The organism is Brumicola pallidula DSM 14239 = ACAM 615, from assembly GCF_000428905.1.
Taxonomy (GTDB): domain Bacteria; phylum Pseudomonadota; class Gammaproteobacteria; order Enterobacterales; family Alteromonadaceae; genus Glaciecola; species Glaciecola pallidula.
On record NZ_AUAV01000015.1, the window covers coordinates 126,700 to 151,628 of the forward strand.

Consider the following 24,929-nt stretch of genomic DNA (forward strand, 5'->3'; position numbering starts at 1 on the left):
TTGCTAGTAGCTATTTTTGCTTTTTTTACAGTACGTCATGATTTATTAGATATTTCCGTACTTTATTCATTGCTTAACTTTGTCGGTGTTATTGCCGCCTTAAGATTGGTGGAAAGAGGTAAATTCTTTGCCAACAATAGCGTAATCGAAAAAGGAACAAAAATGTCGACCAAATTGACGCCTCACACTACGGATCCTATGCAGTAGGGTCTACTAATTTGCAAGTGGCGCCAAAATTTACCAATATTGACGTTGATACGATGCATCAATATTTGTTAGGCACTCCAGCATCAGAGCAACATCCTCGTTATATAGCGGACCTGTTACAATTTCCTGACTTAGCTTGGGTAACTCATGTAGAGATACCACAGCAAGCTGCTTTATATGGCCTGCCAGAGGAAAGACTATGCCTTTAATTACTCATGCCGTGCTAGACTCAATATTGCAAAGTGATACTTTTGGCCCTCATGTAGACGTCGATAATATAGGGATCTCTGGGCATAGTTTTGGTAGTTTTACATCACTGACTATAGCGGGAGCGAAAATTCAGGGCCAACTTATGTGGTGGAGCTAATTGACCAAGTCCATATTTTTGAACCTAACTCACGGCAAGACAAAGAGAACTGGGAAATGTTGTTCTTCAACGCATACTTAAAACACAATCAACGAGCGCTTGTAGAGTTAAAGCATGGTCTATCAATGGATGGTGGAAACGAAAATTTGCAACTACTCGAGTACCAACGTACACAGGGTATTGTTTACTAAACAGCCAATCATTTAACCTCCGTGAAGAGTCTTAAAAAACCAATGCATCGTAAAAGAGAATTAATTGAGCATTTGATAATAGAACTTAAAGCAATCTATCAAATCGCTTTGACTGCGGCCAAAAGAGCCCATTCGACGGCGACAGACAAAGCTAATGTTGCAGAAAATAAATACGACACACTGGGCTTAGAAGCCGCTTATTTAGCGGAAGGTCAAGCTAAACGTGCATCAGAATGTCGCGCTGATTTGGAGGCTATTCAAAATTTAACAGCGCTGGACTACTCATTAAATGATCCCATTGTTGTTGGTGCTTTAGTCATATTAATTGATCAGAATGAAAAGTCACTATCGCTCTTTTTAGCGCCAGTGTCAGGGGGCCTCAAATTTGTATTTGAAGATCAAACTATGATTGTGATTACCCCATCATCACCACTGGGGAAAATATTACGGGGTAAGTTTGTCGATGATGAGTTTGAATTTGGAAGCGCTCAGCATAAGAAAAATTATCGAATTAGTGATATTAGTTAAGCACTAGTTATAAATTAGCGTTGGTCGACTTAGGCAATGTAATATTTGCAGTGATTGCTGTAGCAGGAGAAGCTAACACATTATATCCGAGCACCGCAGTCTAGTTTTCTTGTTGGGACTTAGCATCATCTTCTCGTTCGGCCTCAGCTTTTTCAGCGGACCACGCACCGGCAGCTTCTACCGCCACTATTGACGAAGTGGGCAGGACACCAATGTAGCTTTCAAGTTCGTCTATTGGAGTCGCTGTTCGCTGTGTCATTCGGTAGAGTGCATAAAGCGCGATGGCACCGAAGGTTGCACCAAGCACCAGCCAAAACGCAAAAGGGCCGAAACGTTGCATCGCCCAGCCAGATATCAGGGGCCCTGCAATCGCACCCAGTCCAAAAGTGAAAACAAGCGCCCCTGAGGCCGCCGGCATATCTTCGGACGAAAGAGTATCGTTAGCGTGGGCCAGAAAAAGTGCATAGAGGGGCGTCGTTACCCCACCTGCGAAAAAAGCAGACACCATCAAGAGCAGTAGACCCCCGCTTGTGAACCAGCCAATTGCACAAGATATTAGGCCTAGAATGGCCGCCCCAAAGATCAGATTACGCCGATCCATCCGGTCCGAAAGCCAGCCTATAGGATGTTGCAACACCAGTGCCCCAGCAAATAGCATCGCGACAAACAGTGCAACCTGTGAGGCCGTCAACCCGATCTGAGTGCCGAAGACCGCACTCATACCCGATTGCGTGGCAAAGATGCTGCCCAACAAGAATATGCCTACAGTGCCAAGCGGCGAGCCACAGAAAAGGTCACGCAAGGACATCGGGCGTGCGACGTCGACAACCGGCACTGGAGTAGCGGAAAGAAGGATTGGCGCAAAAGAAATCGATACAAGAATTGATGCACAGATAAACAGCACAGAGGTCCCTGCATCGGCTAAGGTCAGAAGGCCTTGCGCCCCTATAATACCCAGAGTCTGCGCAGTCATATAGGCTGACAGCACTTTGCCACGATTCTCATTAGTGGCGGCATTGTTCAGCCAACTCTCGGCGGCGACATAAATGCCCGACATACAAAAGCCCACGATTAGTCGCAGGAACGTCCAGGCCCAAGGTTCGGTAAATAGCGGAAAGGCGATTAATCCTGCAGACATAAAGCTGCCAAGCGCCGCGAAGACGCGCACGTGTCCCACCCGTTTGATCATCAGCGGAGAAAGGCGCGCGCCCGCCAGAAAGCCCATGAAATAGCCCGAGGTGACAATGGCTAATTCAGCAGAGGTAAAGCCTTCAATCCCACCGCGCAGACCGATAAGGGTAAAATGCATGCCGTTGCCGAGCATAATTAATACAATGCCCAGTAAGAGAGGCCAAACCCTATACAATATTTGAATCATGAAACCTCATTTTGGGATCTACGGGGTCAGAATAATCTCACTCCGGTATCTATCCTATTATTTCAGATCGAACTTGGCCAGCATGCTTTGCTGATCATGTTTAATGCGTTCTAAGTATTCAATGACTAAAGGATGCTCTTTCCATGAAATGAATGTAAACTTAATCCAACCATTCTTTCTACTCTAGTATGCACAATAAGGGTTAAAACTTATCTCAAGAATGCTTGCTACTTTATCTTCATTACCACGTAAAAAAAACACGTCGGAAATAAACTAAGCTCTTCCCAAAATTACGCATGAACCATAGAGGGTCTGTAATTAAAAAAGTTTGGTTCTATTGAAGTTTGTGAGTATGTTATAAGCCATACCGCAGTCAAAAAATTGAATTCTGGAACCCAGAGCGTTAGTTATTGAATTATTAGACTATTAAGAAGTAATTAGTTGAAATTAGCAGAAGCTCTATCTATCAGGGCCGACCTACAAAGGAAGGTGTCGCAGTTAAAAGAGAGAATTTTAAGAAATGCAAAAATACAAGTAGGGGAATGTTTCCCGTCAACTGGGTTAAGTTGAATTTCGGTGAGGTGTAGGGGCAAGCCTCGAGGGGTCGATTCCTTCAATTACTGTAATCCCCTGTACTGAGTGCACTAGAACAGAGTACTTTTATCGTTACTACCAAAAACATTGATACTTACGCTGCGACGGCGGGCAAGGGGTCTTCTTTAACTCGCCTAATATAGCGATATTGCGACGCTAACTAGGATAAATATCAGACGTCGTGGATGCAAACAATGTCCCCAAGTGTTGAGTAACTGTATTCGAAATATCAGCCGCTAATAATATAAGAGAAAAAACACCAACATAATGCTAAGTATAATAATGTCATGGTGCGGAAATTTATTCACAACATCCCTGATCGAAAGACGATATTTGCCTGCAAGATAAGTCAATTACCTACGGCGGCTAGCCGCCAATTCCAGCCTCAATAGTTTGAATCTTTATTGTCGATTTATATAGCCTAGTAATAGCCTTGATAAAAGAATCCCCATATAGCCCAAAAGTCACGAAAATACTTACGACTTTTGGCACATTCGGTCAATCGTGAACTGGCATATTCTAATTACGTCAACTCACCCAAAGGATAACGACTATGAACTTATTTCAACAACTCACTTTAGGCTCTATTTTGGTTTTATCTGCAACCGCTTTTACCCAAGCAGCAGAAATACAGCTAACCGTTAGCAATATTCAAGTAGCTAAAGGCTCTATTCAAATAGCTATTTTCAATAGCGAGGAAACCTACAATAACGGCAAGGCGGTAGTAACTAAAAGTATTAAAGTGACCGCCGACAAACTCGACGTCAGCTTTCCTAACCTAATTGATGGCGAGTACGCAATTAAGTTACTCCACGATGAAAACGACAACGGAAGATTAGATACCAACCTTGTTGGTATGCCAACTGAAGGTTATGGATTTAGCAACAATGCCGGAAGATTTGGCCCCGCCTCATATGCTGATGCTAATTTTGCGGTAGTCGGTGATACACCAATTACCATTAATATTCGTTAAGCAGAAAGTTAAGGAGACAACTATGCAACGCCGTACTTTTCTAAAAAATGCTATACAAGCCTGTGCCTATGCTGGCGCCACATTGACTGTCCCGACGATGGTACAGGCGGCTAGTTCGTCAAAAGTTGATATTGATTGGTCTTTAGGTTGGCAATCGGTAGATGTGGATAGTTTTTCACCCTTGCAAATGAAAACTATCGGCCATATTCCGCCTTCGCTTTCTGGTAACTTATTTCGCAACGGCCCTGCCAAAATGCAGCGTGGCAATCAGCACTATAAGCATTGGTTTGATGGTGACGGAATGGTACAACAATTTTCGTTTGATGCAGGTAAAGTCTCGCATCAAGGAAAGTTTGTGCAAACCGAAAAGTATATGGCAGAACAAGCGGCGGGTAAATTTTTATACGCAGGCGCTGGCACGACCTTCGAAAACACCATGCCCACTAGCAACAACGATTCGATAAATACAGCCAACACGGCACTGCTTGAATGGGACAATGAACTATTAGCCCTATGGGAGGGTGGCTCAGCTTATCGCTTAGACCCAAATTCACTATCAACGAAGGGTATCAAAACATGGAGTAAAGAAATGCAACACATGCCCTTTTCTGCCCATCCTCTGATTGACCCAACTGATGGCAGTATGTGGAATTTCGGTTTTGCACCCTACGCTGGCAAAGGCATGTTGTTTGTTTACCATATTCAACCAAAAACCGGCATCCAAAAAGTGAAGGCGATCAATTTGCCATTTTCAGGTTATATGCACGATTTTGCACAAACCCAAGGATCGCTAATATTTTTAGTGCCTCCGCATCATTTTGCTAATAGTAGTGGTCAAACGTTTATCGACAAATTTTTATGGCAGCCTGAAATGGGCTCTAGGTTGTTGGTCGTCAGTAAAAACGATTTAAACGACCAGCAGTGGTTTGAGTTGCCTGCTGGGTTTGTGTTTCATTTTGGTTATGCTACTGAGCAAAATAACGAACTCAGAGTTAACGTGAGCTGGTATGAAGATGCGAGTTTAATGTCTCAAGGCATGACTGAATTAATGGCCACAGGACAAGTAGAAAATAGCGAGCATGCTGTTTCGGCGACTATAGTGGCAAACAGGAATACCAAAACGTGCCAATTACTTAAAACAAACGTTGCGATGGAATTTCCTGGGTTTGATGAAATTGATCTAAGTGCAAATTCAAGCATTTTTGGCGTAGGTCGTAAAACTGCCCGCGCTCTTTTCTCATCAAAAAGTGTTCCCACTCGTCGACATAAAGACACCTTAGTGAGCTACAAGCCGCAGTCGGGTGAACACAAGGAATATATTTATGATACTGGCGTTTTTGCTGAAGAGCCTTTACTGATTAAGCCCAAAGACACAAACGACAGTTGGATTGTACAAACTTTTTTGGACGTAGTTAACAAGCAAAGTGGAATTAATATTTTTAATGCTGCACATATTGAGGCGGGCCCAATTGGTCAAGCTACTACTGACAGAACTCTTCCATTAGGGTTTCATGGTACTTTTATTGCTTAACAGGCTGATTAATAGCGCTGTCTAAGCGCTTTAATTTCTGCTTAAGAGGCTAAAGCTGCAGTGATTGTTTGCATATTTCGACCAGTGACTTGAAAGCCTTTAACTTTTCTACAGACTGACAATTGTTTGAGACCCATTAATTGCTATTTAGTGTCAACAGCTTTTAAAGGAAAAAATGTAATTAAACCGCGCAAAGGGATCTGACCCTCTTCTTCGCTTTTTAATTCACATTCCCCCAACCACTCGATGAGTTTGTGACGCAAGGCGGCAAATTCCTTGGGCGAAACACTTCCGGTTAACCTCATTACGATGGGAGAAATATCGTTTTCAAGTTCAGCTATGGCCGTGTTTTGAATAAGGCTAATTAACTCTTGTTGAGTATCATGAAATATTTGACGGATAAGCTTGGTCATTTCATTGTTTTCGTCTTCCGCTAAGTTGCCAGCGTTTAATAACTCAGGATCTAGCTCAAAACGCGATGCAATGGTCTGATAGTAGCGTTCTACTGTGCCGCGTTTAGGCTGTTCTCGAATAAAAACAAGTAAACCAGCCTCTACTAAAGCTTCAACATGACGATATAACCTAGGCGCTTTTAACACCATGAGATCAGCAACCTGTTTGGTTGTGCGAGGTTCAACAGAAAACTGCTCCATCAGTTGAAGCTTTAAAGGGTCAGTAAGCAAAGCCGCCTGATCTAAACGTTTAATAATGTGTGTTGGCATTTTTTAAGCACTTAAAAAGTAAGTTGGTATTAAACCATAAAAAAAATAACTTGACCATTCACTATTATGTGAATAATATAATATTCACATAATAGTGAATATTTACAAAATAGGAAATGCTTATGGTTTTATTAGATCATATTTATGTATTTATGCTGGTCATAATACTACCTGCTATCTTGCTCTACTCAGAAAAAAACCACCGTAAGCGTATTGCGCAAGTTAAACCTACTGAGCTTACAAAGGAGTATTGGCAAATCATAATATGGCAGTGGCTCGCCTGTGTTCTCCTATTCCTTTTATGGTCGAGCAATAAACGAGCATGGCATGATTTGGGTTTGAGCTTAGAAATAACAACAGGTTTTTGGGCAGGAGTCGTGTTTGTAATGATATGTATTTATTTACTAGTTAAATGGCTTCAAGACACAAAAAAAATGGCGCCAGAAGCGTTATTAACGATCAAAAATAGTTTAGGTGAACTATTAAGTATGTTGCCAAATACCTACAAAGAATTGCGGGTATTTAATGGCTTAGCAGTAACCGCAGGTATTGTAGAAGAGATACTCTGGCGAGGTTACCTGATTTGGTATTTAGGATTATTCATGCCACTTTGGCTAGCTGCAATAGCTAGTATTGTGCTATTTACCCTAGTACACAGCTATCAGGGCATCAAAAACTTGCCGCGAGTAGCCGCGATGGCGACAGTATTAACTGGTCTTTATCTAATAACTGAGTCTCTTTGGCTACCTATTATTTTGCATATGGCGATTGACCTGTTGCAAGGTAGGACCTTGTTTGAAGTAATTAAGCGCAGTGTTAATAATGATAAAAAAGGGGTATTAAAGACAGACTAAGAAAATTATTTATGACCACTTATCGTCCAAAGCCCGCATAAAAAAATAAAAGGCTGATAATTTGAATTACATTCACTATTAATTGCTTTAAATAGAACTTTTAGGCACTGTTGTAGCCATTAGAGAGTGAATGACCTTTTGAGAAGAATGACATGCAACAAAAAAAATATTTCCTCGGAGTGGCAGTCTTAACTATTTTAGTTGGCACTGGATGCTCAAATAAAGCTGCTTATGAATTAATGATGACTAATAAAAAACAAGCTTGTGGGCGCATGGCTGAAGGCCAAGCTAGAGAAGATTGTTTACGAGGTTATGAAAAAACATTTAAAGAATATGAATATCAGCGCAATAGAGTAGTGGGAGATAAAAAAATAGCAGAACCAACATTGCAGCTTCCCACAGAAAAAGACCAAGACAGCTCAAGTAATTAGGCTTGTAATACCCATTATAAGCACCCAAGTGGCGAAAAATAGTTTGAGTTTCACAACAGAAAAATAAAGAACGACTCGCTTTGCGATAATACCACCAACAATGGCACCAGCACCGGCAAATAGAAGCACATACCAGTAAATAGCTTGGGTGACAAACAGGTGGTGAAATATTGCTGACCAAACCGTAAACGCACTTAGTATGACGGCCAAGGCTATCGCTGAAGTTACATTAAAGCCGCGCAAGATGAGGTATACAGCAACCAACTCCCCGACTCCCACTGACAACCATGCCGTGATAATACCGCCAAAAAATGCAATAACGCTTAGCAATAGTACGTCAATCGGTAAAAGATGTTTAGTTAGCTTTTTCCTTTTCAATAGAGGGATCGAACCATAAATGGCGATAGCCAATAGAATGGAAAACACACCAAAAGCGATATGTAAGGATGTTTGCATTTGCTGTGTATATTCACTTAAACCAAATTGAGCGATAAGGATACCCAATATAGAAAACGGAATAGTAATTAACAGTCCTTTGTTTACATACAACCATTGAGCACCGTCATCAAGTACTTTGCTGGTGTTCGCCTTACTATCGATACCAATAGACCGTCGGTGGCGATGCCAGGTAAGTGCTCCAGCAGTCATGCCGCAGCATTGAATTGCAAAGCTTGTGGCAATAATGGCGCTATTGTGCATATCAATTTGATTGAAAAACGGAACGAAAACAACCCCACCACCCGCACCTGTTGAATTGGCAAAAATAGCACCAACAATACCTACAAATAAAAAACCAGCATAATCAAAAATGATCTGAAAACTGTTAGGCACGCTAAAAATAAGTATGAGCCAGCAGATTGCAAGCGCAGCCCTATAAGGATGGCTACTAAAAGCCCTTCGAAGAATAGTTAACAATACGACTCGCCAATAATAAAAGAGTGTTAATACATGCTGGAAAAAGAGATAGTCTTAGGTAAACAATTTCATTCAAGCCGTGAAAAATGGTCCAGTTAGAAAGCCACGATGATACAGTTATCATTTTGCTAACACCCAATCGTTCTCTTACGTGGGCGCAAGCAAAATGGATTATCGCATTCATGGTTGCTGTTGTCATGATAATTGCCATTGCCTGGACATTTGTTGGTGCTTGGGTGGTTTTGCCCTTTGCTGGCTTAGAAGCAGGTTTGTTTGCATTATTAATGTACAAAGTAACGCGCTTCACGTATTTGAAACAAATAGTGACGTTTACAGAGCAAGACATCACTATTGAAATGGGTATTGACCGTCGACAATCAACAGAATCACTTCCTCGCTCTGGTACCGATATTTATTACTCAGAAACCGACCGTAATTGGCATACGCCCAAAATCACATTGCATAATGGCAGGCAACGGGTGCAAATCGGCCAATTTCTAAATGCTGATGATATGGTGATCCTGCGTAATGAGTTAGAGAACTTAGGCCTACTTATTTGCCGAGAGCATTGGTGGAAGAATAAAGATTAAGCCAGTAATTAATTAAGACCATCGTTTCTCTATTAACAACCTTGATCCTTTGCTTGTGCTCATCGTTTAAATTAAAAACAACAGGATAGTTAAACATGAACTTATTTATTGAATCAATTGAAGGTGGAGCTTATATAGCAGGGACAGGTGAAACAAAAGTCGACACGTTTTTTTTAGACAAGTATAGCAAAACACTGTCCTTTCAGTGCATAAACAATATAAAGCTAAGAGTAGAAGGACAGAAGTTCGAAAATGTATGGCTAAAACAGAATACGCCTTATGAAGAAATGTGCGGGCTTGACAGCAGCACAGAGAGCCCTGTTATCAGGTTGGATTGGAAATAAATTAGCTGACCACCAAGTAATTAAAAAATCAACTGGTCAGATGTGCTAATAATGTTAATATCGAAAGCATGTCCTTTATTATTTGAAGCCTTATGACTGAGTTTGACATTATTATTGTTGGCGCTGGCTCTGCCGGTGCCGTTCTTGCAAATCGATTATCTGAAAATCAGCAAATGTCCGTGTGCCTGCTTGAAGCTGGTCCAAAAGACACCAATCTAGCAATACATATTCCTTTTGGTCTAGCCGCTTTAGCGGACATGAAGTCAGTTAATTGGAGCTTTCAAACCCATCAAGAAAGTAACTTAAATAACCGCGAAATGTTTTGGCCTAGAGGCAAAACATTGGGCGGTTCTAGCTCAATTAACGCCATGTGCTACATTCGTGGGGCAGCACAAAATTATAATGACTGGGCTGCGTCTGGTTTAACCGGATGGGCTTGGGATGATGTTCTCCCCTATTTCAAAAAAAGTGAAGATAACACCCGAGGCATATCTGATTTCCACGCTATCGGAGGTTGCCAAAGCGTATCAGATCTAAAGTATATTAATGCTGTGAGCCATGATTTTGTAGCCTCGTCTGTATCTAACGGGCTAGCAGAATCTGCTGATTTCAACGGTGAATTCCAAGAGGGTGTTGGCATATATCAAGTTACTCAGCGCAATGGCTCACGTTGCAGCACGGCCAAAGGCTTTTTATCTGATGCTATAAAAGCGCGTCCAAACTTGTATATAATGACAGATGTTGAAGTTAAAAAAATCACCTTTGATAATAAAAAAGCCACTGGAATTGAAGTTTTTTCGAACAGCACGAAGCAATTTTTGTTTGCTAAAAAGCGAGTCATTTTAAGTGCTGGTGCTATTGGGTCTCCGCAAATTCTGATGCAATCCGGCATTGGTAATAAAGAACACCTGCAATCCTTAGGTATTGAGGTAAAAGCGCATTTACCTGGCGTTGGACAAAATTTACAAGACCATCTGGATGGCACCATCTTATTTAAAACTCAGGCTCAACGTTCTTATGGTTTGTCTGTTCCGGCGTTACTAAAAAATGCATTACAGCCACTCAACTATTGGCTAAATAAAGAAGGTATGTTTACTTCAAATATTGCTGAAGGTGGGGCATTCTTAAAATCAGACCCTACAATGACATTACCCGATATACAGCTGCATTTTTTACCCGCTTTACTTGTAGACCATGGTCGTTCAAAACCTTGGGGGCATGGCTTCACGATCCATTTTTGTAACCTTTATCCGAAAAGTCGAGGCGAAATTTTGCTAAAAGAAATCGATGGTGAACTACACCCTGATATTCGTCCAAACTACTTGGCTAACGAAGATGATATAAAACCCTTAATTGCTGGTTTTAAGTGGTGTAGAAAGATAAGCAATACCTCTCCACTTGGCGATGGTGCAGTGGAATGGACGCCTGGTGAAGCAGTGCAAACCGATGAGCAAATTATCGATTACTTAAAAAGCAACGCTGAAACCGTATACCACCCAGTAGGTACATGCAAAATGGGCGTTGATGGAGATGAATTTGCTGTTGTTGATGTTAATTTGAATGTTAAAGGTATTACCAATTTAATGGTTGTAGATGCCTCCGTAATGCCAACTATTGTTGGTGGTAACACAAGTGCGCCTACAATCATGATCGCTGAAAAAGCAGCCGATCTGCTCAAAGCTAGTTTGCATATAATTGCTACGCCCAAAAACTCAGCTTTAGCGTAAAATAGTAAAAGGGACTGTCATAACAGCACAGTCCCGTTACTCTTCTTAACTAACAATTTTCTCTAATTCAGCACTTACGACGGCAACGACTTTTGTGCCGTCAAGCTTGTGATAATGGCATAAACCTTGATTTGCAGCTGTTTCATAATAGTTAATCAACGGCTTGGTTTGGTCGTGGTAAATGGCAAGACGGTCACGCACTGTGGCTTCTTTATCGTCATCACGTACAATCAAATCTTCACCGGTATCGTCGTCCTTGCCATCCACTTTAGGGGGATTGTAAGTAGTGTGATAGACACGCCCTGAAGCAGGGTGGACTCTGCGACCGCTCATACGGTTAACGATAACGTCGTCTGGCACGTCAAACTCAATACAATGATCAACCTTAACACCAGCGTCTTTCATTGCGTCAGCTTGCGGAATAGTTCGTGGAAATCCATCTAAAAGAAAACCGTTTGCACAGTCTTCTTGTGCAATACGTTCTTTAACTAAACCGATAATAATATGGTCAGAAACCAGTTTCCCAGCGTCCATTACTTTCTTAGCTGCAAGACCCATTTCAGTACCCGCTTTAATAGCTGCACGTAACATATCGCCAGTAGAAATTTGTGGAATACCAAACTTCTTCATTAAAAACTGAGCTTGTGTTCCTTTTCCGGCACCTGGTGCGCCAAGTAATATGATGCGCATTGAGCATCCTCCAACAAATAATTAAGGTAAATTGTAAACGAGCAAACCTTACAACTTAGGCTTCCAGTTCACAAGTCAAATTATGCTTAAAAATCATAACTTAAGACTAATAGCGAATAATTATCTCGAACTGTCGAAAAAACGGCCAGCCGACCAGGCCTGATTTACTCAATAAATAAAAAAGCGAGCCTAAGCCCGCTTTCACTATCCCAATGATTTCCCAAAAATAAGCCTATGCAGGTTTATTAAAAGGCACAGTATTAACCACTACTTAGCTAAACTAGCCAACAGGCCATTTAAGTTTTTTACAAAAGCAGACGGATCTTTCAAACTCCCCTGCTCAGATAATGATGCCTGATCAAATAACACTTCAGACCACAACTTAAATTGCGCTTCGTCTTGCACGTTAGACATTAATTTAACCAGATGATGTTCTGGATTCAATTCAAAATGATACTTCGTTTCAGGTACAGGTTGACCGGCTGAAGCCATCAATTTCGCCATTTGCGTTGTCATTCCGTTTTCATCTGCAACAATACATGCTGGAGAATCAGTTAAGCGGTGAGTAAATTTAACGTTTTCCACTTTATTGCCAAGTGCTGTTTTAATTCGCTCAATAATTCCTTCAACTTCTTTTTCAGCAGTTTCTTTGGCTTTCTTAGATTCTTCATCATCCAAGTCACTCAAGTCTAGGTCAGCTCCCGCAATAGACTGGAACTGTTTCTCACTAAACTCTGTCAAGTGTGACATTAACCATTCATCAATGCGCTCACCCATCAATAAAACTTCGATACCTTTCTTGCGGAAAATTTCTAAATGCGGACTCGTTTTAGCCGCTTGATAACTATCAGCAGTTACGTAGAAAATTTTCTCTTGGTCTTCTTGCATACGGTCAATATAGTCTTTAAGCGAAACTGATTGTACGCCTGACTCATCTGCCGTTGAAGAGAAACGAAGTAGTGCTGCAATTTTTTCTTTATTGGCGAAGTCTTCAGCTGGACCTTCTTTAACAACATTACCAAATTCAGACCAAAATGCCTGATACTTTTCAACGTCATTTTTTGCCATTTTTTCAAGCATCTGAAGCACACGTTTTGTGCAACCTTGACGAATTGATTGAGTAATCTTGTTATCTTGTAAAAGTTCACGAGATACGTTCAATGGTAAATCGTTTGAATCCAACAAGCCCTTTACAAAACGTAAATAGGTTGGCATGAATTGCTCTGCATCATCCATAATAAAAACACGTTGAACGTAGAGTTTCAGGCCGTGGGCTTGATCTCTATTCCACATGTCAAATGGCGCTTTAGCTGGAATATACAATAAGCTGGTGTATTCTGTTTTTCCTTCAACACGGTTATGCGACCACTTTATTGGATCGGCAAAATCATGCGATACGTGCTTATAAAATTCAATGTATTCTTCGTCACTAAGCTCTGACTTTTCGCGTGTCCACAACGCTGTCGCTTTGTTGACTGATTCCCAAAAACCTGGAACTGCAGGTATTTTTTCGTCGCCTTCACCGTCACTTTCAGGCACTTCTGCTTTAAACATTTGCACGGGAATATTGATGTGATCAGAGTACTTGGTAATAATTGAACGTACTCGCCAATCATCAGCAAACTCTTTTTCATCTTCACGCAAAAATAAGGTAATTTCAGTACCGCGACTTTCTTTGTCGATTGTGGAAACTGAAAACTCACCTTCACCAGCAGACTCCCAGCGCACGCCTTCGGACTTATCAGCACCTGCAACACGACTCTTAACAACTACTTTTTCAGCAACGATAAACGAAGAGTAAAAGCCAACACCGAACTGACCGATAAGTTGAGAATCTTTGGTCTGATCGCCAGATAATTTACTAAAAAACTCGGCTGTTCCCGACTTAGCGATAGTGCCTAAGTTAGCAATAGCTTCTTCTTTGTTCATACCAATTCCATTATCGGATATGGTTAGCGTACCAGCCTCTTTATTCACGCTAATTCTAACGTTGAGGTCAGGATCATTCTCATACAAACTGCCGTTAGAGAGGCCCTTAAAACGAAGCTTATCAGCAGCATCGGCCGCGTTTGATACAAGCTCTCTTAAGAATATTTCTTTATTCGAATAAAGTGAGTGGATCATCAGTTGAAGCAACTGTTTTACTTCGGTTTGAAATCCGTGGGTTTCTTGTTTGACTGTCTCAGCCATAGCCAAGTATCTCCTACTTTGTTTTCTGTTATATGAAGCCAAGTGGCACAAAACACCGTTCTATTAATAAAAAGTGTAGAATGCCACCATAAAATTCGTCGATTGAAGAGATATGTAAGGACACAGAGGGATATTTTCAAGGGAAAAAACGAAATGAAGCCAAAAATAATTTGGATTTTGTCAGTATTTATACGCCATAGGTCGGCTTATACCGGTCTTCTTCCAGCAAAGGCATGACTTATGGTATTCCCATCGATATATTCTAACTCGCCACCAACTGGAACACCGTGCGCAATACGAGTCGCTTTTATTTGCTTTTCTCTGCATATTTGCCCAATATAATGCGCTGTTGCCTCGCCCTCCACCGTTGGGTTAGTAGCGAGAATAACTTCTTGAATAGATTCCCTATCTAATAATTGAACTAACTCAGTCAAACCAATTTCAGCCGGGCCAATGCCATCGATAGGAGACAAATGGCCCATTAATACAAAGTACTTGCCTTTGTATTCTGAGGTTTGTTCTACCGCTAATACATCTTGAGGTGATTCAACAATACAAAGCTGGCCCGTTTCGCTGCGCATAGGATTTTCGCATATTTTACACAGGCGTGCCTCCGTAAAAGTGCGACAATGTTCGCAATGTGAGACATGTTCCATAGCGTCATGTAACACTTTACTTAAGGTCATTGCGCCATCACGGTTTCTTTCCAACAATGCAAACGCCATACGCTGAGCGCTTTTTGCACCAACGCCTGGTAAGCATTTCAAGGCTGTAATCAATTCGTTAATAAGAGGACTAAATGACATGTATAAAACTTCTTAAATAATAAAACCAAATAATACCATGAAGTGATGGATTTGTTATATTACGCAAGCAAGATTTTCTGTATTTTTAACTTGGTTATTAGTGGCGTCTGGTTCACAACAGCTAATAGAAAGGGCACATTTAACAAGGCATATATTGGTGTTAAAGAATGCGTTGAGTTGAGGAACTTTACGTATACGGATGTTAGGGTATCAGAGATGCTTAATCGAGATAGATTTCAGCGCACTATGTCGGCTTAAATTAAAATAGAAAAGCCGATTAAAGCAATGTGCCTAGATGCTAGCAGCATGCTCAAAATCAGCTTTTTTTGATTTAGGTCTTGTGGAAAAACTAAAAAGGCATCTTAAAGCCAGGTGGTAAATCCATCCCACCCGTTAGAGAACCCATTTTTTCTTGGCTCATTTCTGCAACACGACGAACAGCATCATTTGTTGCCGCGGCCACCAAGTCTTCAATCATTTCTTTATCATCTTCCATTAGCGACGCGTCAATATCTACTCGTCTCACATTGTGATTACAAGACATTGTCACCTTCACTAAGCCCGCACCTGACTCACCCGTTACTTCTAAAGTAGCAAGCTCATCTTGTGCTTTTTTCATTTTTTCCTGCATTTGCTGGGCTTGTTTCATCATGTTACCCATGCCGCCTTTAAACATTGTCATCTCCTGATTATTTTAGACAGAATTATAAATCTACTCTGTGGATATTTATCATTAAGAGCCCGTTGTTACCTTGGTTTTATAGAACCTTCAATAACTCGCCCTTCAAACGCTTTTAACAATTCTTGAATTGAATCATTCGTTGCCACAACATTATGAGCATGTTGGTGTCGTATTAACGATATCTGCTGCTGTATTTGAAAAGGGGTTTCGTCAACTCCGCCATATTGCACTTCAAAGGCAACTGGTTTTTGATAGAATGCGCTTAACGCCTGTGTAATCGTTGCGTGATGTTGCTCTTCGTCCAAATGCCGATTACGTTCTTCAATACGAATAATAAAATGTTCACCATGTTGCACTAAATTAGATTGTAGCAAAAGTTGCTTATTCAACCCACCGACACCAAGCTCTTCAATAAAATCACTCCATTTATTGATTTGTTTGGCTCTTAAAAGCTTGTCGCCATTTTCTAAATAAGGCGCAATTTGTGGATGAGTTACTTTGACGTTGCTTAAATCGTTCACGCCGTGACCAAACATCGCAGCGATTTCATCTGCTGTATCTAAAAATTGTTTTTCAGAAAGACTATCCACCTCATCATCGTGAACCTGTGCTGTGCTAACGTCAGTTTGTTCATAAGTTGCTATTTGCTGGCTATCAGCTGGATCATTAAAGAACGCCGCGCTTTGTGTTTTTTCAATAACCTTAGCAGTTGGCATATCAAAAGAATGATGACTAGACTTCTGTGCTTCAGAGTTCTGTTGTTCAAGCTCAACTGATGTGTGTGTTTGAACTTCTGTTGCAGATATTATAGCTACTTTCTCAAAGGGAGCATCATCAGCTTCATCAAAATTAATATCGTCTTCATCTTGCGCATAGACTGGTTCCGATGGAGGCTCAACATCCGAAGCAGTAAATTGGTCGACTGCTAGACCAGACGCATTACCAGTTGCTGAAGTACCGTTATCCCAAGGTGGAATTTCGCCTTCAATCAATGGATTTCGAACTAACTTACTTCCTCGTTCGCCTGCGCTTTTGTTTTGCGGCGACTCAGGTAAACCATCATTGGTAACGAATATTGAATTTTCCTGCTTCATTAAGCGATCAAACAATGACAGTGTGCTGCTCTCAACTTCTACGTTTGCGACTTCTTCTTCCGGTTCCTCGTTTTCAAGTAACTCGTGAAGTGCGAGTAGGTCCGAAGTCGTGCTTAGATTGTCTTGTGTTTTTTCTTCACCCGTTGCTTCGCCACTCAGGGTATGCAGCATTGAATCTGTTACTTCTGTTGTCAACAAACTGGCGGCGTTTTCCCGCTGTGTTTGCGCCTCATCATGTAATTCATGAAACTCGTCAAACATCGATTGATCTGCATCTTCATCAACAAAAGACCTGTTAAAAATATCTTGTTCAACTTGTTCAACTTGTTCAACTTGTTCAACTTGTTCAACTTGTTCAACTTGTTCAACTTGTTCAACTTGTTCAGCTTGTTCAGCTTGTTCAGCTTGTTCAGCTTGTTCAGCTTGTTCAGCTAATAGCGTATTTCTGGTGGTTTCTGTGTCAAGTGGTTGTGGCGTGATTTCAGGTTTTATTTCAACTAAACCCGCTTCTTTATGTCGTATTAGTGGTTCAGAAACGTCAGTAATATTAGGCTCTGTTGTAGCGACAGGATCAGTTTCAACTAGGTCAGCTGTTTTTTTTTCTGCTATAGCGTGGCTGTGTGCGCTTTTTAAATCAAGCTCAACTGTTTGCGCGGGACTAAATGCGAGCATTCGTAGTATAGTCATTTGCAAGCCTGTAAAAGCATCTGGCGCAAAAGGTAAGTCCTTCTTACCTTGCAAAACTAATTGATATAGTAGCTGAATATGTTCAGCAGATACCGACTTGGACAATTGGTAAACCGCTCGCGCACTCACAGTTTCAATTTTGCAAATATCAGGCACGATTTGAGTTAACGACACTTGATGCAACAAACTTAAGAGTTCTGATAGCACTTGTGAATAGTCTGGCGCATGCACACAAATTTCATCTAGCTGTTTGAGCGCTTCCTGACTGTCTTTTTCAATCACGGCTTTTACCAAACGTAACACTTGGTTTTTGTCTAGGAGGCCTAACATGTCCGTGACTATTTGTGACGTTATTTGGTTATTCCCCTGAGCGATAGCTTGATCAGTTAAGCTCAAGGCATCACGCATACTGCCTTGTGCAGCTCTTGCTAAATGCGATAAAGCGATGGGATCAGATGGAATGCTTTCTTGAATTAAAATATACTCAAGTTGCTTTTGAATTTGCTCTCTGGACAACGCTTTAAGGCTGAACTGTAAGCACCTTGACAAAATAGTGACGGGTAACTTTTGCGGATCAGTCGTGGCCAATAAAAACTTTACGTGAGGAGGAGGCTCTTCCAATGTTTTCAATAGTGCGTTAAAACTATGCTTGGAGAGCATATGCACTTCATCTATCAAATACACCTTAAAACGCCCACGAGTAGGTTTATACTGAACATTATCGAGTAGTTCGCGAGTATCTTCGACTTTTGTTCTCGACGCAGCATCAATTTCAAGTAAATCAACAAAGCGACCTTCGTCAATATCTCTGCACGCATCGCATGTTCCACATGGCGTTGCACTTTGCCCTGTTTCACAGTTTAGGCTTTTTGAAAATATGCGAGCGATGGTTGTTTTACCGACGCCTCTTGTGCCGGTAAAAAGATATGCATGATGCAATTTGTCGTTATCAAGTGCATTGGAAATAGCACTAACAACATGCTCTTGGCCTACTAGCTCAGCGAATTTTTGTGGTCGCCACTTCCTTGCTAATACTTGATAGCTCATAGTAATTAGTTACTCACCTTCAAATTCAATTAAACTAAATGGTGTTACACCATGTTCTTTTAACTTTTTATCACCGCCAATTTCAGGCAGTGATATAACAAAACCTGCATGTTCAGTAATTCCACCCAAACGACGGATCAAGTTAGCAGTAGCGACCATAGTACCACCAGTAGCTAACAAGTCATCAATCATTAGTACCCTATCACCGGGTAAAATAGCATCTGTATGAATTTCTAATGTATCGGTGCCGTACTCGAGCTCATAAGTTTCGGAAATCACCTCTCTGGGTAGCTTTCCAGGTTTTCTGACTGGGACAAAACCAATGCCCATTTCTAATGCTAACGGCGCACCAAAAAAGAAACCTCTGGCTTCGGTGCCAACTATCTTTTCAAAAGTCATTCCATTAAATTGAGATTTCAATTGTTCGATACACGCGGTAAAAGCTTCATGGTCTTGAAGTATGCTCGTTACATCACGAAACATGATCCCTTTCTTTGGATAATCAGGGATTGTGGTTATTGCAGATTTGATTAGTTCAATTGTCACTTAGCTACCTAAAACAGATTAATTGCTGAAAAAGAATACATACCAACCAGAGATTATATGCATAAGAGGGAGTGCAAGCAGAGTAACCAAAATAACTAACAGATACCAGCCGTTAAAAGCCTCTTTAAATTCAGTGTCATCACTCATTGGCACAACCTTATTTGTTGACTGTAATTTTAGAGCGGTGAATGTTACTTGATCGAAGTCAAAAAAAACAGGATTTGATCGATTTCTTAATAGAAGATTTTTATCTATGGTCAAAGTTCAGATAGCCACGTTGAGCATATCGTAGCGTGGTTTGTAAACTCCTTCAAATGTTAACTATTTACGTTAATAATACGCGCACGGCATTGGCATGCAACTTTACGCCAACGTTTACTATGGGGGCATTGGCTAAGACGCTTTGTAACCTATTCTAAAACCACCCCAATGCTTTCCATTGACATAAATGGGAGCGGATAAATCATGCATAACCTCACCTGTATCACGCTTATAAGTTTGTAGTAAAAACAACTCTTTATTACTCCCACATCTTGCTCCCGTGTAGTCATCGAAAATACGTTTTGTTCTATTACCGACTAAATCTTTTTCGTAGTCGCCACACAGAGGTTTCGAAAAACACTTATTGTGAGTGGGAAAATAACCGTTTCTATCAACTGCGCCAGCGTAAATAATAAACGCATGTTGTTCTAGGATTGGTTCTTGTATCACAGGTAACGCTTTGTCGGTGAATTTATCAAATTTGGTAGCATGCTTTATTGGGTTCGTATTTAAAATAACTTTATAATCGGTATCAAACAAATCAATCTCGCTTATCCATGCATTTTGAATCGATTGTTCAAACAAGGCGGCTATTTTAGAAGCGACGTCAATAGCCATTTTTTGCACTAATGCGTTTCTGTTATCTAAATCAAAATTGATTAAAGAACGAAAAACCCCCTCTGTTTGATGGCATAGCTGAAGTACTTTTTCAGAGACATCTTCAAGTTCGTGTTTTAGTGAGCCTGTAGACAAAAATAGACTCTCAGCGTGCGTAGAAATACCGCTATTAACCTCTTTTGTCTGGGCCACACAAGCAGACAGAGCATCCATCGATTCTTTGGCTGACATTGACGTTGATGCTGATTTACCTACACGCTCTGCAGCCTGCGCTACGTAATCAGCCATTTGATTACCAGCCGTAGCTACTTTATCAATGGCAACCACGGACGCATTACTACCATTGGTGATTTGCTCCAACACAGACTCAATACCTTGGGTTGCTTCAGTCGTTCTTTTTGCTAAATTTCTCACTTCATCGGCAACAACCGCAAAACCCCGGCCCTGCTCCCCCGCCCTAGCCGCTTCAATAGCAGCATTTAATGCTAACATGTTAGTCTGCGAAGCAAGTTGATTAATAGTTTCTACGATACTCGCTATGTCATTTGCATTTTCTCTCAAACTTAGTAGCAGAGAATTTGTATCGTTTATTTGAGACTGCAGGATATTTTGTTGAGTTGACACTTTTTGCAGTAATTGCACTGAATCATTTGCATCCCCATAGGAATCAGAAATATTGCTTAATGCTTGCTGGCTAAGCTGAATGATTGACTCATTTGACGTTTCAATTATACAAACACGTTCAGCAATCTGTTTGGTACTATCAACTTGAGCGTCAAATAAATTTGCTAGTTTGTCAACAAAATGAGAAATATTGGCGCTGCCTATCGCTATGCTACTCGATTGCTGAGCAATATCTTCGCCTGCGTTTCGCATCTTTATTAGCCTACTATCAGCTTGCTCAATTGCGGGAGACTGCGAAGTCCCAGCTGCAAGGTCAATAAGAAAACTGGCAGCTAAAAAGGCAATAGCAGCAACAAAACCAGTGAACATGGGTCCTAATTCTAAGCCAAAACAAATATACATTAACGCAAATAAAGCAATCGAACCTAGCATTCTAGCAAAAACAAATAATTTCAAAATACAGCCCTCAGTCAGTCATTAATTATGTGAGCAACATGCATGTGGAAAAACTTATAAGACCACGATAATAGGGAGGTTATCGCCATAAAAGCAAACTTATTAACTACGACTTTTGTCGCAGGTCAATAAAAAATAACAAAGTAATGAAGGGCTGAGTCAAGAAGGGAAGCCTCATCCATGAGGCAAAAAAAGGGATTTTTGTATTACATCAACTGCGTATTTTAAAAATTATTTATCTAAATTAGCAACTGAAAACTCGTCAGGACTAATAAAACCATCAGTATTAATATCCAGTGAATCAAATAACTCATTGAGCACGTCATGAGATACTGCTTCCGCTTTAGAAATCAAGCCATCAGCATCGCTATCCAAAGCTTTAAACAGGTCTTCATTTGAGAATGCACTTGTTGATGTGAGGGCTAATGTGAAGGCCAAAGCCGCTATAGATAGGAATATATTGCGTTTTGTACTCATAGTGATAATTCTCCAGTTACATTAAAAGTTGGTGAGAAACAATACTCTCTCAAGACAGCTATATCAGAATCTATGCCAGTTTTAATTTCTACATACATTTCATATAGTTAAATTCATCGGCAGCAAAATTTCGTATTACATATAAGGTAATGTGTTTCTTTTCTGCAACGCATAAAAATAGCTTTTATGAATAAACGAGTAAGTACATGTAACTATTAGATAATTTATTGTATGAAATGGACGACACTTATATTTGGAAATGATCAATATGGATACGCTAGTGACTAATAGAGAAGGCGGTTAACAAAGAAGGCGGTTAATAAAGAAGGCGGTTAATAAAGAAGGCGGTTAACAAAGAAGGTGGTTAACAAAAAAGGCGGTTCATGTTCTGTGCGCAGAAAAGTAGACGTAAAATTAAGGACCAACGTTTATCTAAAAATAAAAAAACCACCGTATAGTGGTTTTTGAAGAGGTAGGCTATCTCAATAAAGAGATAGCCTGCTACCGTTAATAAAACAAACTTTTATTAATTAGCGCTAAAGGTGATGTTATCGAAATAAACAACACTTTCTACGGTTCTCTCGCCCGCAATGAAGTCAGGAAATACGATCACGTCAACAAGGTCCGAAGTATCACCAAGACCGATATTACCCGATAAATCAAAAGTCATTTCTTCCCAAGCATTAACGACTGTATTAGGTATTTTAAGCTCTCCTTGAGCTCCGCCTGCTGCATTAGCAAACTTGATACCAACATCACTAATCGTCGTTTTCCACACCATAATACGCACAATCGAATTAGTCGCGTCTAGCGTAAAGGTTGGAGCAGACTCAGTTTCTGTTCCTGCATAGAACGCAGCACCGATAGGTGCAGTAAACTTAGCAACCGTCGCTGACGTATTCGCACCCGTCATATCAGGGTTAGCCACAAACTCTAATGGAGCGGTAGTATCTTCAAATACGGTCCACGTACCTGTGTTGCCAGCAGGCTCAAAATCAAAACCTAAAGTGCTCAGGGTAACAGGCGGCTCAGCACTGCCTGCCGTTCCAGGGAACGTAATGTCGTCAAAGTAGAATGTCCAGTTGGCTGCATCATTCTCTGCGTCACCTGCTGTGCCATTGTCAAAGATTAGAGTGACGCCAGTATTACCTGCACCGGAGATCCCGGTAAAGTTGAAGCTTAACTCTTCCCAACCCGAACCACTATGAGTTGCCGTTATTTCACCTACGGGTCCGCCTTCAAGTTTAAACAATACAGGCACTTGTCGCTCTGACCATACCTTCATCGTGATCATGGCGCCAGCAGGAATATCAATAGCGCTATCTAGCGTTAATGTACTGCCACCAAAAGTAGCGCCAGCATTTTTAACCATTCGGCCAACTTGTGCACTAGTGTTGATGCCAGAAGCGTCCGGGTTAGCAATAACGTTTGCTACACCGCCTTCAAAATCAGCGAAAGCATAAGACTCAATTGCACCTTCAAAATCGGTAACCGTGGTGTCACCAACTTCGCCGCCACCATCATCACCTGCTACTGGGAATATGATGTCATCAAAGTAGAATGTCCAGTTTGCTGCATCATTTTCTGCGTCGCCTGCTGTGCCATTGTCAAAGATTAGAGTGACGCCAGTATTACCTGCACCGGAGATCCCAGTAAAGTCGAAACTTAACTCTTCCCAACCCGAACCACCATGAGTTGCCGTTATTTCGCCTACGGGTCCACCTTCAAGTTTAAACAAAACAGGCACTACTCGCTCAGACCATACCTTCATCGTGATCATGGCGCCAGCCGGGATATCGACAGCGCTGTCTAGGGTTAACGTACTGCCACCAAAAGTGGCACCGGCGTTTTTAACCATTTGACCAACCTGTGAGCTAGTGTTGATGCCAGAAGCGTCCGGGTTAGCAATAATGCTTGCTACACCGCCTTCAAAATTAGAAAAAGCATAAGACTCAATTGCTCCTTCAAAATCAGTAACTGTGCCATCTCCGCCGCTTACATCGCCGCCACCCTCAACACTAACTATCTTGAAGTTATCGATAAGGTACTCTGCACCAGCCGCTTCACCATAGCTTGGGAATACCATAAATACATCGATTCCACTAAAATTTAAGCTACCGCCGCTAAGCGATGAAAGTGGGAATGTATATGTTTGCCAAGTGTCCAATGCTGGCGCTGAATGACCTTCAACACTGCTCGATAGTGGAACTTCAACTGCGTTCGCACCACTGCCAGACTCAACTTTAAAGAACCAACCATTATTAGGCGCAGTTGTATTTGCAAGCAGTTGTAACTCGAACTTAATCTGACCATTAGAGACGATGCCGGATGCATCGAAAGGCACGCCGTTGACAGCTGTACTGCTTCCACCTTCACGCGCAATGAAGCCTGCCACGCTTGGTTTAGTTAGTGGGCCAAACTTCATAGCTTGGTCACGATCAGCATCATCGGGAACTGTGAATATAGTTGTTGGGCCACCATTGTCCGTCCAAGCTGCCCATTCAGGTAACTCAGCATTTTCAAATACGCTAAGCTCCAACGTTTCCACATTAGCTGTAGCAACAGCAATAGTAAACATTTGAGTCGCTGCATCAGTGCCATCACTGACCATTAATTCTACGTCGTAATCACCTGCGATATCAGGCGTACCCGATAGAATAGCGGTAGCTACATCAAACGCAGCCCACGCTGGCACGACTGAAGCAGAGAAAGTCAGATCATCAAAATTATCATCTTCTGCAGTGGCTGTGTAGGAGTAGGCAGAACCGACCATGCCCGCTACAATTCCAGTACTAGTAAAAGTAGGCGCAACTTGGTCTGGCGCAGCTGAAACCACAATGGTAAATGACTCAGTTGACGTATCAGTGCCATCGGTAACGGTTAGCGTAACATCATGATTACCGACATCTGCACTTACGGGAGTGCCAGAAAGAACGCCAGTAGCAGGATCAAATACTAACCATGCTGGCAACGTTGTTGCTGCAAGAGTCAATGTATCTGCGTCAGCATCCGTTGCAGCGAAAGTATAAGTGTATACTTGGTCTTCATTTGCTGTGGTTATTCCGGTGCTACCTACTACTGGCGCATTGTTGGCCGCCGGCGGAGACGGAGGCGGTGCTAGATCGTCATTTCCACATGCCGCCATTCCGAATACCAGTCCTGTTATCAGAACTAGCCTTTTTAATTTGAATCCGTGTGTACTAGCTTTCATTGTTCATTCCTATATAACTATCTAGTTATTTATAAATTTGCACCGCAATACGTTAACAAGTATTTACGTTACGTTTACTTTATATTCACATTTGAGATTATAAGGAGAAGGAATTGTGATCAACTTAAACTAGACTAAGTGAACTTTTAAAGCGTTCAAGTGGACTTTAAAACAGTTGTGAGCGAACT

General features: G+C 41.3%; 25 protein-coding genes. 12 read left to right on the forward strand and 13 right to left on the reverse strand.

Annotation, left to right across the window (positions count from 1 at the left end; genetic code table 11):
* Genes G399_RS22945 through G399_RS0106925 form a run of 5 tightly spaced genes read left to right on the forward strand, consistent with a single transcriptional unit; the run spans position 1 to position 1,293 of the window.
* Complete coding sequence (locus G399_RS22945) at positions 1 to 207, forward strand: MrpF/PhaF family protein (protein WP_006010743.1); 207 nt, start codon at positions 1 to 3, stop codon at positions 205 to 207.
* A gap of 11 nt (positions 208 to 218) precedes the next feature.
* Positions 219 to 416, forward strand: coding sequence for a hypothetical protein (locus G399_RS0106910; RefSeq protein WP_006010744.1), 198 nt, complete (start codon positions 219 to 221; stop codon positions 414 to 416).
* Positions 407 to 574, forward strand: a complete 168-nt coding sequence (locus tag G399_RS21970; RefSeq protein ID WP_006010745.1) for a hypothetical protein — start codon at positions 407 to 409, stop codon at positions 572 to 574. Before G399_RS0106910 ends, G399_RS21970 begins: the two co-directional genes overlap by 10 nt.
* Positions 562 to 765, forward strand: a complete 204-nt coding sequence (locus G399_RS0106920) for a hypothetical protein (RefSeq protein ID WP_026843539.1) — start codon at positions 562 to 564, stop codon at positions 763 to 765. The genes G399_RS21970 and G399_RS0106920 overlap by 13 nt, the downstream gene beginning before the upstream one ends.
* A 42-nt stretch (positions 766 to 807) precedes the next feature.
* Positions 808 to 1,293 carry a hypothetical protein gene (locus G399_RS0106925; RefSeq protein ID WP_006010747.1) on the forward strand — a complete coding sequence of 162 codons (486 nt, stop codon included), beginning with the start codon at positions 808 to 810 and terminating at the stop codon, positions 1,291 to 1,293.
* Positions 1,294 to 1,393: 100 nt separating this feature from the next.
* On the opposite strand, the gene G399_RS0106930 is transcribed toward G399_RS0106925, so the two are convergent.
* Positions 1,394 to 2,671, reverse strand: a complete 1,278-nt coding sequence (locus G399_RS0106930) for an MFS transporter (RefSeq protein ID WP_006010748.1) — start codon at positions 2,669 to 2,671, stop codon at positions 1,394 to 1,396.
* A gap of 1,147 nt (positions 2,672 to 3,818) precedes the next feature.
* Here G399_RS0106930 and G399_RS0106935 point away from each other — a divergent pair.
* Together G399_RS0106935 and G399_RS0106940 are read left to right on the forward strand one after the other, a co-directional pair.
* Complete coding sequence (locus G399_RS0106935) at positions 3,819 to 4,238, forward strand: DUF2141 domain-containing protein (RefSeq protein WP_006010749.1); 420 nt, start codon at positions 3,819 to 3,821, stop codon at positions 4,236 to 4,238.
* 22 nt (positions 4,239 to 4,260) lie between these two features.
* Positions 4,261 to 5,769, forward strand: coding sequence for a carotenoid oxygenase family protein (locus G399_RS0106940; RefSeq protein WP_006010750.1), 1,509 nt, complete (start codon positions 4,261 to 4,263; stop codon positions 5,767 to 5,769).
* A gap of 143 nt (positions 5,770 to 5,912) precedes the next feature.
* Here G399_RS0106940 and G399_RS0106945 read toward each other — a convergent pair whose 3' ends face one another.
* A complete protein-coding gene (locus G399_RS0106945; RefSeq protein ID WP_006010751.1) occupies positions 5,913 to 6,491 on the reverse strand; it encodes a winged helix-turn-helix domain-containing protein in 579 nt (192 codons plus the stop codon).
* Between the two features lie 122 nt (positions 6,492 to 6,613).
* Here G399_RS0106945 and G399_RS21215 point away from each other — a divergent pair, with 122 nt between their 5' ends.
* Positions 6,614 to 7,345, forward strand: a complete 732-nt coding sequence (locus G399_RS21215; protein ID WP_006010752.1) for a CPBP family intramembrane glutamic endopeptidase — start codon at positions 6,614 to 6,616, stop codon at positions 7,343 to 7,345.
* Positions 7,346 to 7,497: 152 nt separating this feature from the next.
* The gene (locus G399_RS0106955) at positions 7,498 to 7,776 is read left to right on the forward strand and encodes a hypothetical protein (protein WP_006010753.1); all 279 of its coding nucleotides are present in this window, start codon (positions 7,498 to 7,500) and stop codon (positions 7,774 to 7,776) included.
* Here G399_RS0106955 and G399_RS0106960 read toward each other — a convergent pair.
* Positions 7,765 to 8,691, reverse strand: coding sequence for a sulfite exporter TauE/SafE family protein (locus tag G399_RS0106960; protein WP_006010755.1), 927 nt, complete (start codon positions 8,689 to 8,691; stop codon positions 7,765 to 7,767). The genes G399_RS0106955 and G399_RS0106960 overlap by 12 nt on opposite strands.
* Positions 8,692 to 8,777: 86 nt before the next feature.
* Between G399_RS0106960 and G399_RS0106965 the strand changes: the two genes are divergently transcribed.
* The 3 genes from G399_RS0106965 to G399_RS20305 all read left to right on the forward strand — a co-directional run bounded on the left by G399_RS0106965 (position 8,778) and on the right by G399_RS20305 (position 11,352).
* Positions 8,778 to 9,281, forward strand: a complete 504-nt coding sequence (locus G399_RS0106965) for a DUF2244 domain-containing protein (RefSeq protein WP_006010757.1) — start codon at positions 8,778 to 8,780, stop codon at positions 9,279 to 9,281.
* 95 nt (positions 9,282 to 9,376) lie between these two features.
* A complete protein-coding gene (locus tag G399_RS0106970) occupies positions 9,377 to 9,625 on the forward strand; it encodes a DUF6482 family protein (protein WP_006010761.1) in 249 nt (82 codons plus the stop codon).
* Between the two features lie 92 nt (positions 9,626 to 9,717).
* Positions 9,718 to 11,352 (forward strand): GMC family oxidoreductase, encoded by a 1,635-nt coding sequence (locus G399_RS20305; protein ID WP_006010763.1) that lies wholly within the window; start codon positions 9,718 to 9,720, stop codon positions 11,350 to 11,352.
* A 45-nt stretch (positions 11,353 to 11,397) separates the two neighbouring features.
* Here G399_RS20305 and adk read toward each other — a convergent pair whose 3' ends face one another.
* The 10 genes from adk to G399_RS21220 form a co-directional block, all read right to left on the reverse strand.
* The gene (gene adk, locus G399_RS0106980) at positions 11,398 to 12,042 is read right to left on the reverse strand and encodes an adenylate kinase (RefSeq protein WP_006010765.1); all 645 of its coding nucleotides are present in this window, start codon (positions 12,040 to 12,042) and stop codon (positions 11,398 to 11,400) included.
* Between the two features lie 267 nt (positions 12,043 to 12,309).
* Complete coding sequence (gene htpG / locus G399_RS0106985) at positions 12,310 to 14,232, reverse strand: molecular chaperone HtpG (protein ID WP_006010766.1); 1,923 nt, start codon at positions 14,230 to 14,232, stop codon at positions 12,310 to 12,312.
* A 206-nt stretch (positions 14,233 to 14,438) separates the two neighbouring features.
* Entirely contained in the window at positions 14,439 to 15,038 is a 600-nt protein-coding gene (gene recR, locus G399_RS0106990) for a recombination mediator RecR (RefSeq protein WP_006010767.1), read from the reverse strand.
* 349 nt (positions 15,039 to 15,387) lie between these two features.
* Positions 15,388 to 15,714 carry a YbaB/EbfC family nucleoid-associated protein gene (locus G399_RS0106995; protein ID WP_006010768.1) on the reverse strand — a complete coding sequence of 109 codons (327 nt, stop codon included), beginning with the start codon at positions 15,712 to 15,714 and terminating at the stop codon, positions 15,388 to 15,390.
* Positions 15,715 to 15,785: 71 nt separating this feature from the next.
* Complete coding sequence (gene dnaX / locus G399_RS0107000; protein WP_026843541.1) at positions 15,786 to 18,548, reverse strand: DNA polymerase III subunit gamma/tau; 2,763 nt, start codon at positions 18,546 to 18,548, stop codon at positions 15,786 to 15,788.
* Positions 18,549 to 18,557: 9 nt separating this feature from the next.
* Complete coding sequence (gene apt, locus G399_RS0107005) at positions 18,558 to 19,094, reverse strand: adenine phosphoribosyltransferase (RefSeq protein ID WP_006010770.1); 537 nt, start codon at positions 19,092 to 19,094, stop codon at positions 18,558 to 18,560.
* A gap of 18 nt (positions 19,095 to 19,112) precedes the next feature.
* Positions 19,113 to 19,241, reverse strand: coding sequence for a hypothetical protein (locus tag G399_RS22745; RefSeq protein WP_006010771.1), 129 nt, complete (start codon positions 19,239 to 19,241; stop codon positions 19,113 to 19,115).
* A 246-nt stretch (positions 19,242 to 19,487) separates the two neighbouring features.
* Positions 19,488 to 21,053 carry a methyl-accepting chemotaxis protein gene (locus G399_RS0107015; RefSeq protein WP_006010772.1) on the reverse strand — a complete coding sequence of 522 codons (1,566 nt, stop codon included), beginning with the start codon at positions 21,051 to 21,053 and terminating at the stop codon, positions 19,488 to 19,490.
* A 231-nt stretch (positions 21,054 to 21,284) separates the two neighbouring features.
* Positions 21,285 to 21,530 carry an EF-hand domain-containing protein gene (locus tag G399_RS0107020; RefSeq protein ID WP_006010773.1) on the reverse strand — a complete coding sequence of 82 codons (246 nt, stop codon included), beginning with the start codon at positions 21,528 to 21,530 and terminating at the stop codon, positions 21,285 to 21,287.
* A 526-nt stretch (positions 21,531 to 22,056) separates the two neighbouring features.
* Positions 22,057 to 24,741, reverse strand: coding sequence for a putative Ig domain-containing protein (locus G399_RS21220; RefSeq protein ID WP_051288503.1), 2,685 nt, complete (start codon positions 24,739 to 24,741; stop codon positions 22,057 to 22,059).
* Positions 24,742 to 24,929: the final 188 nt, after the last annotated feature.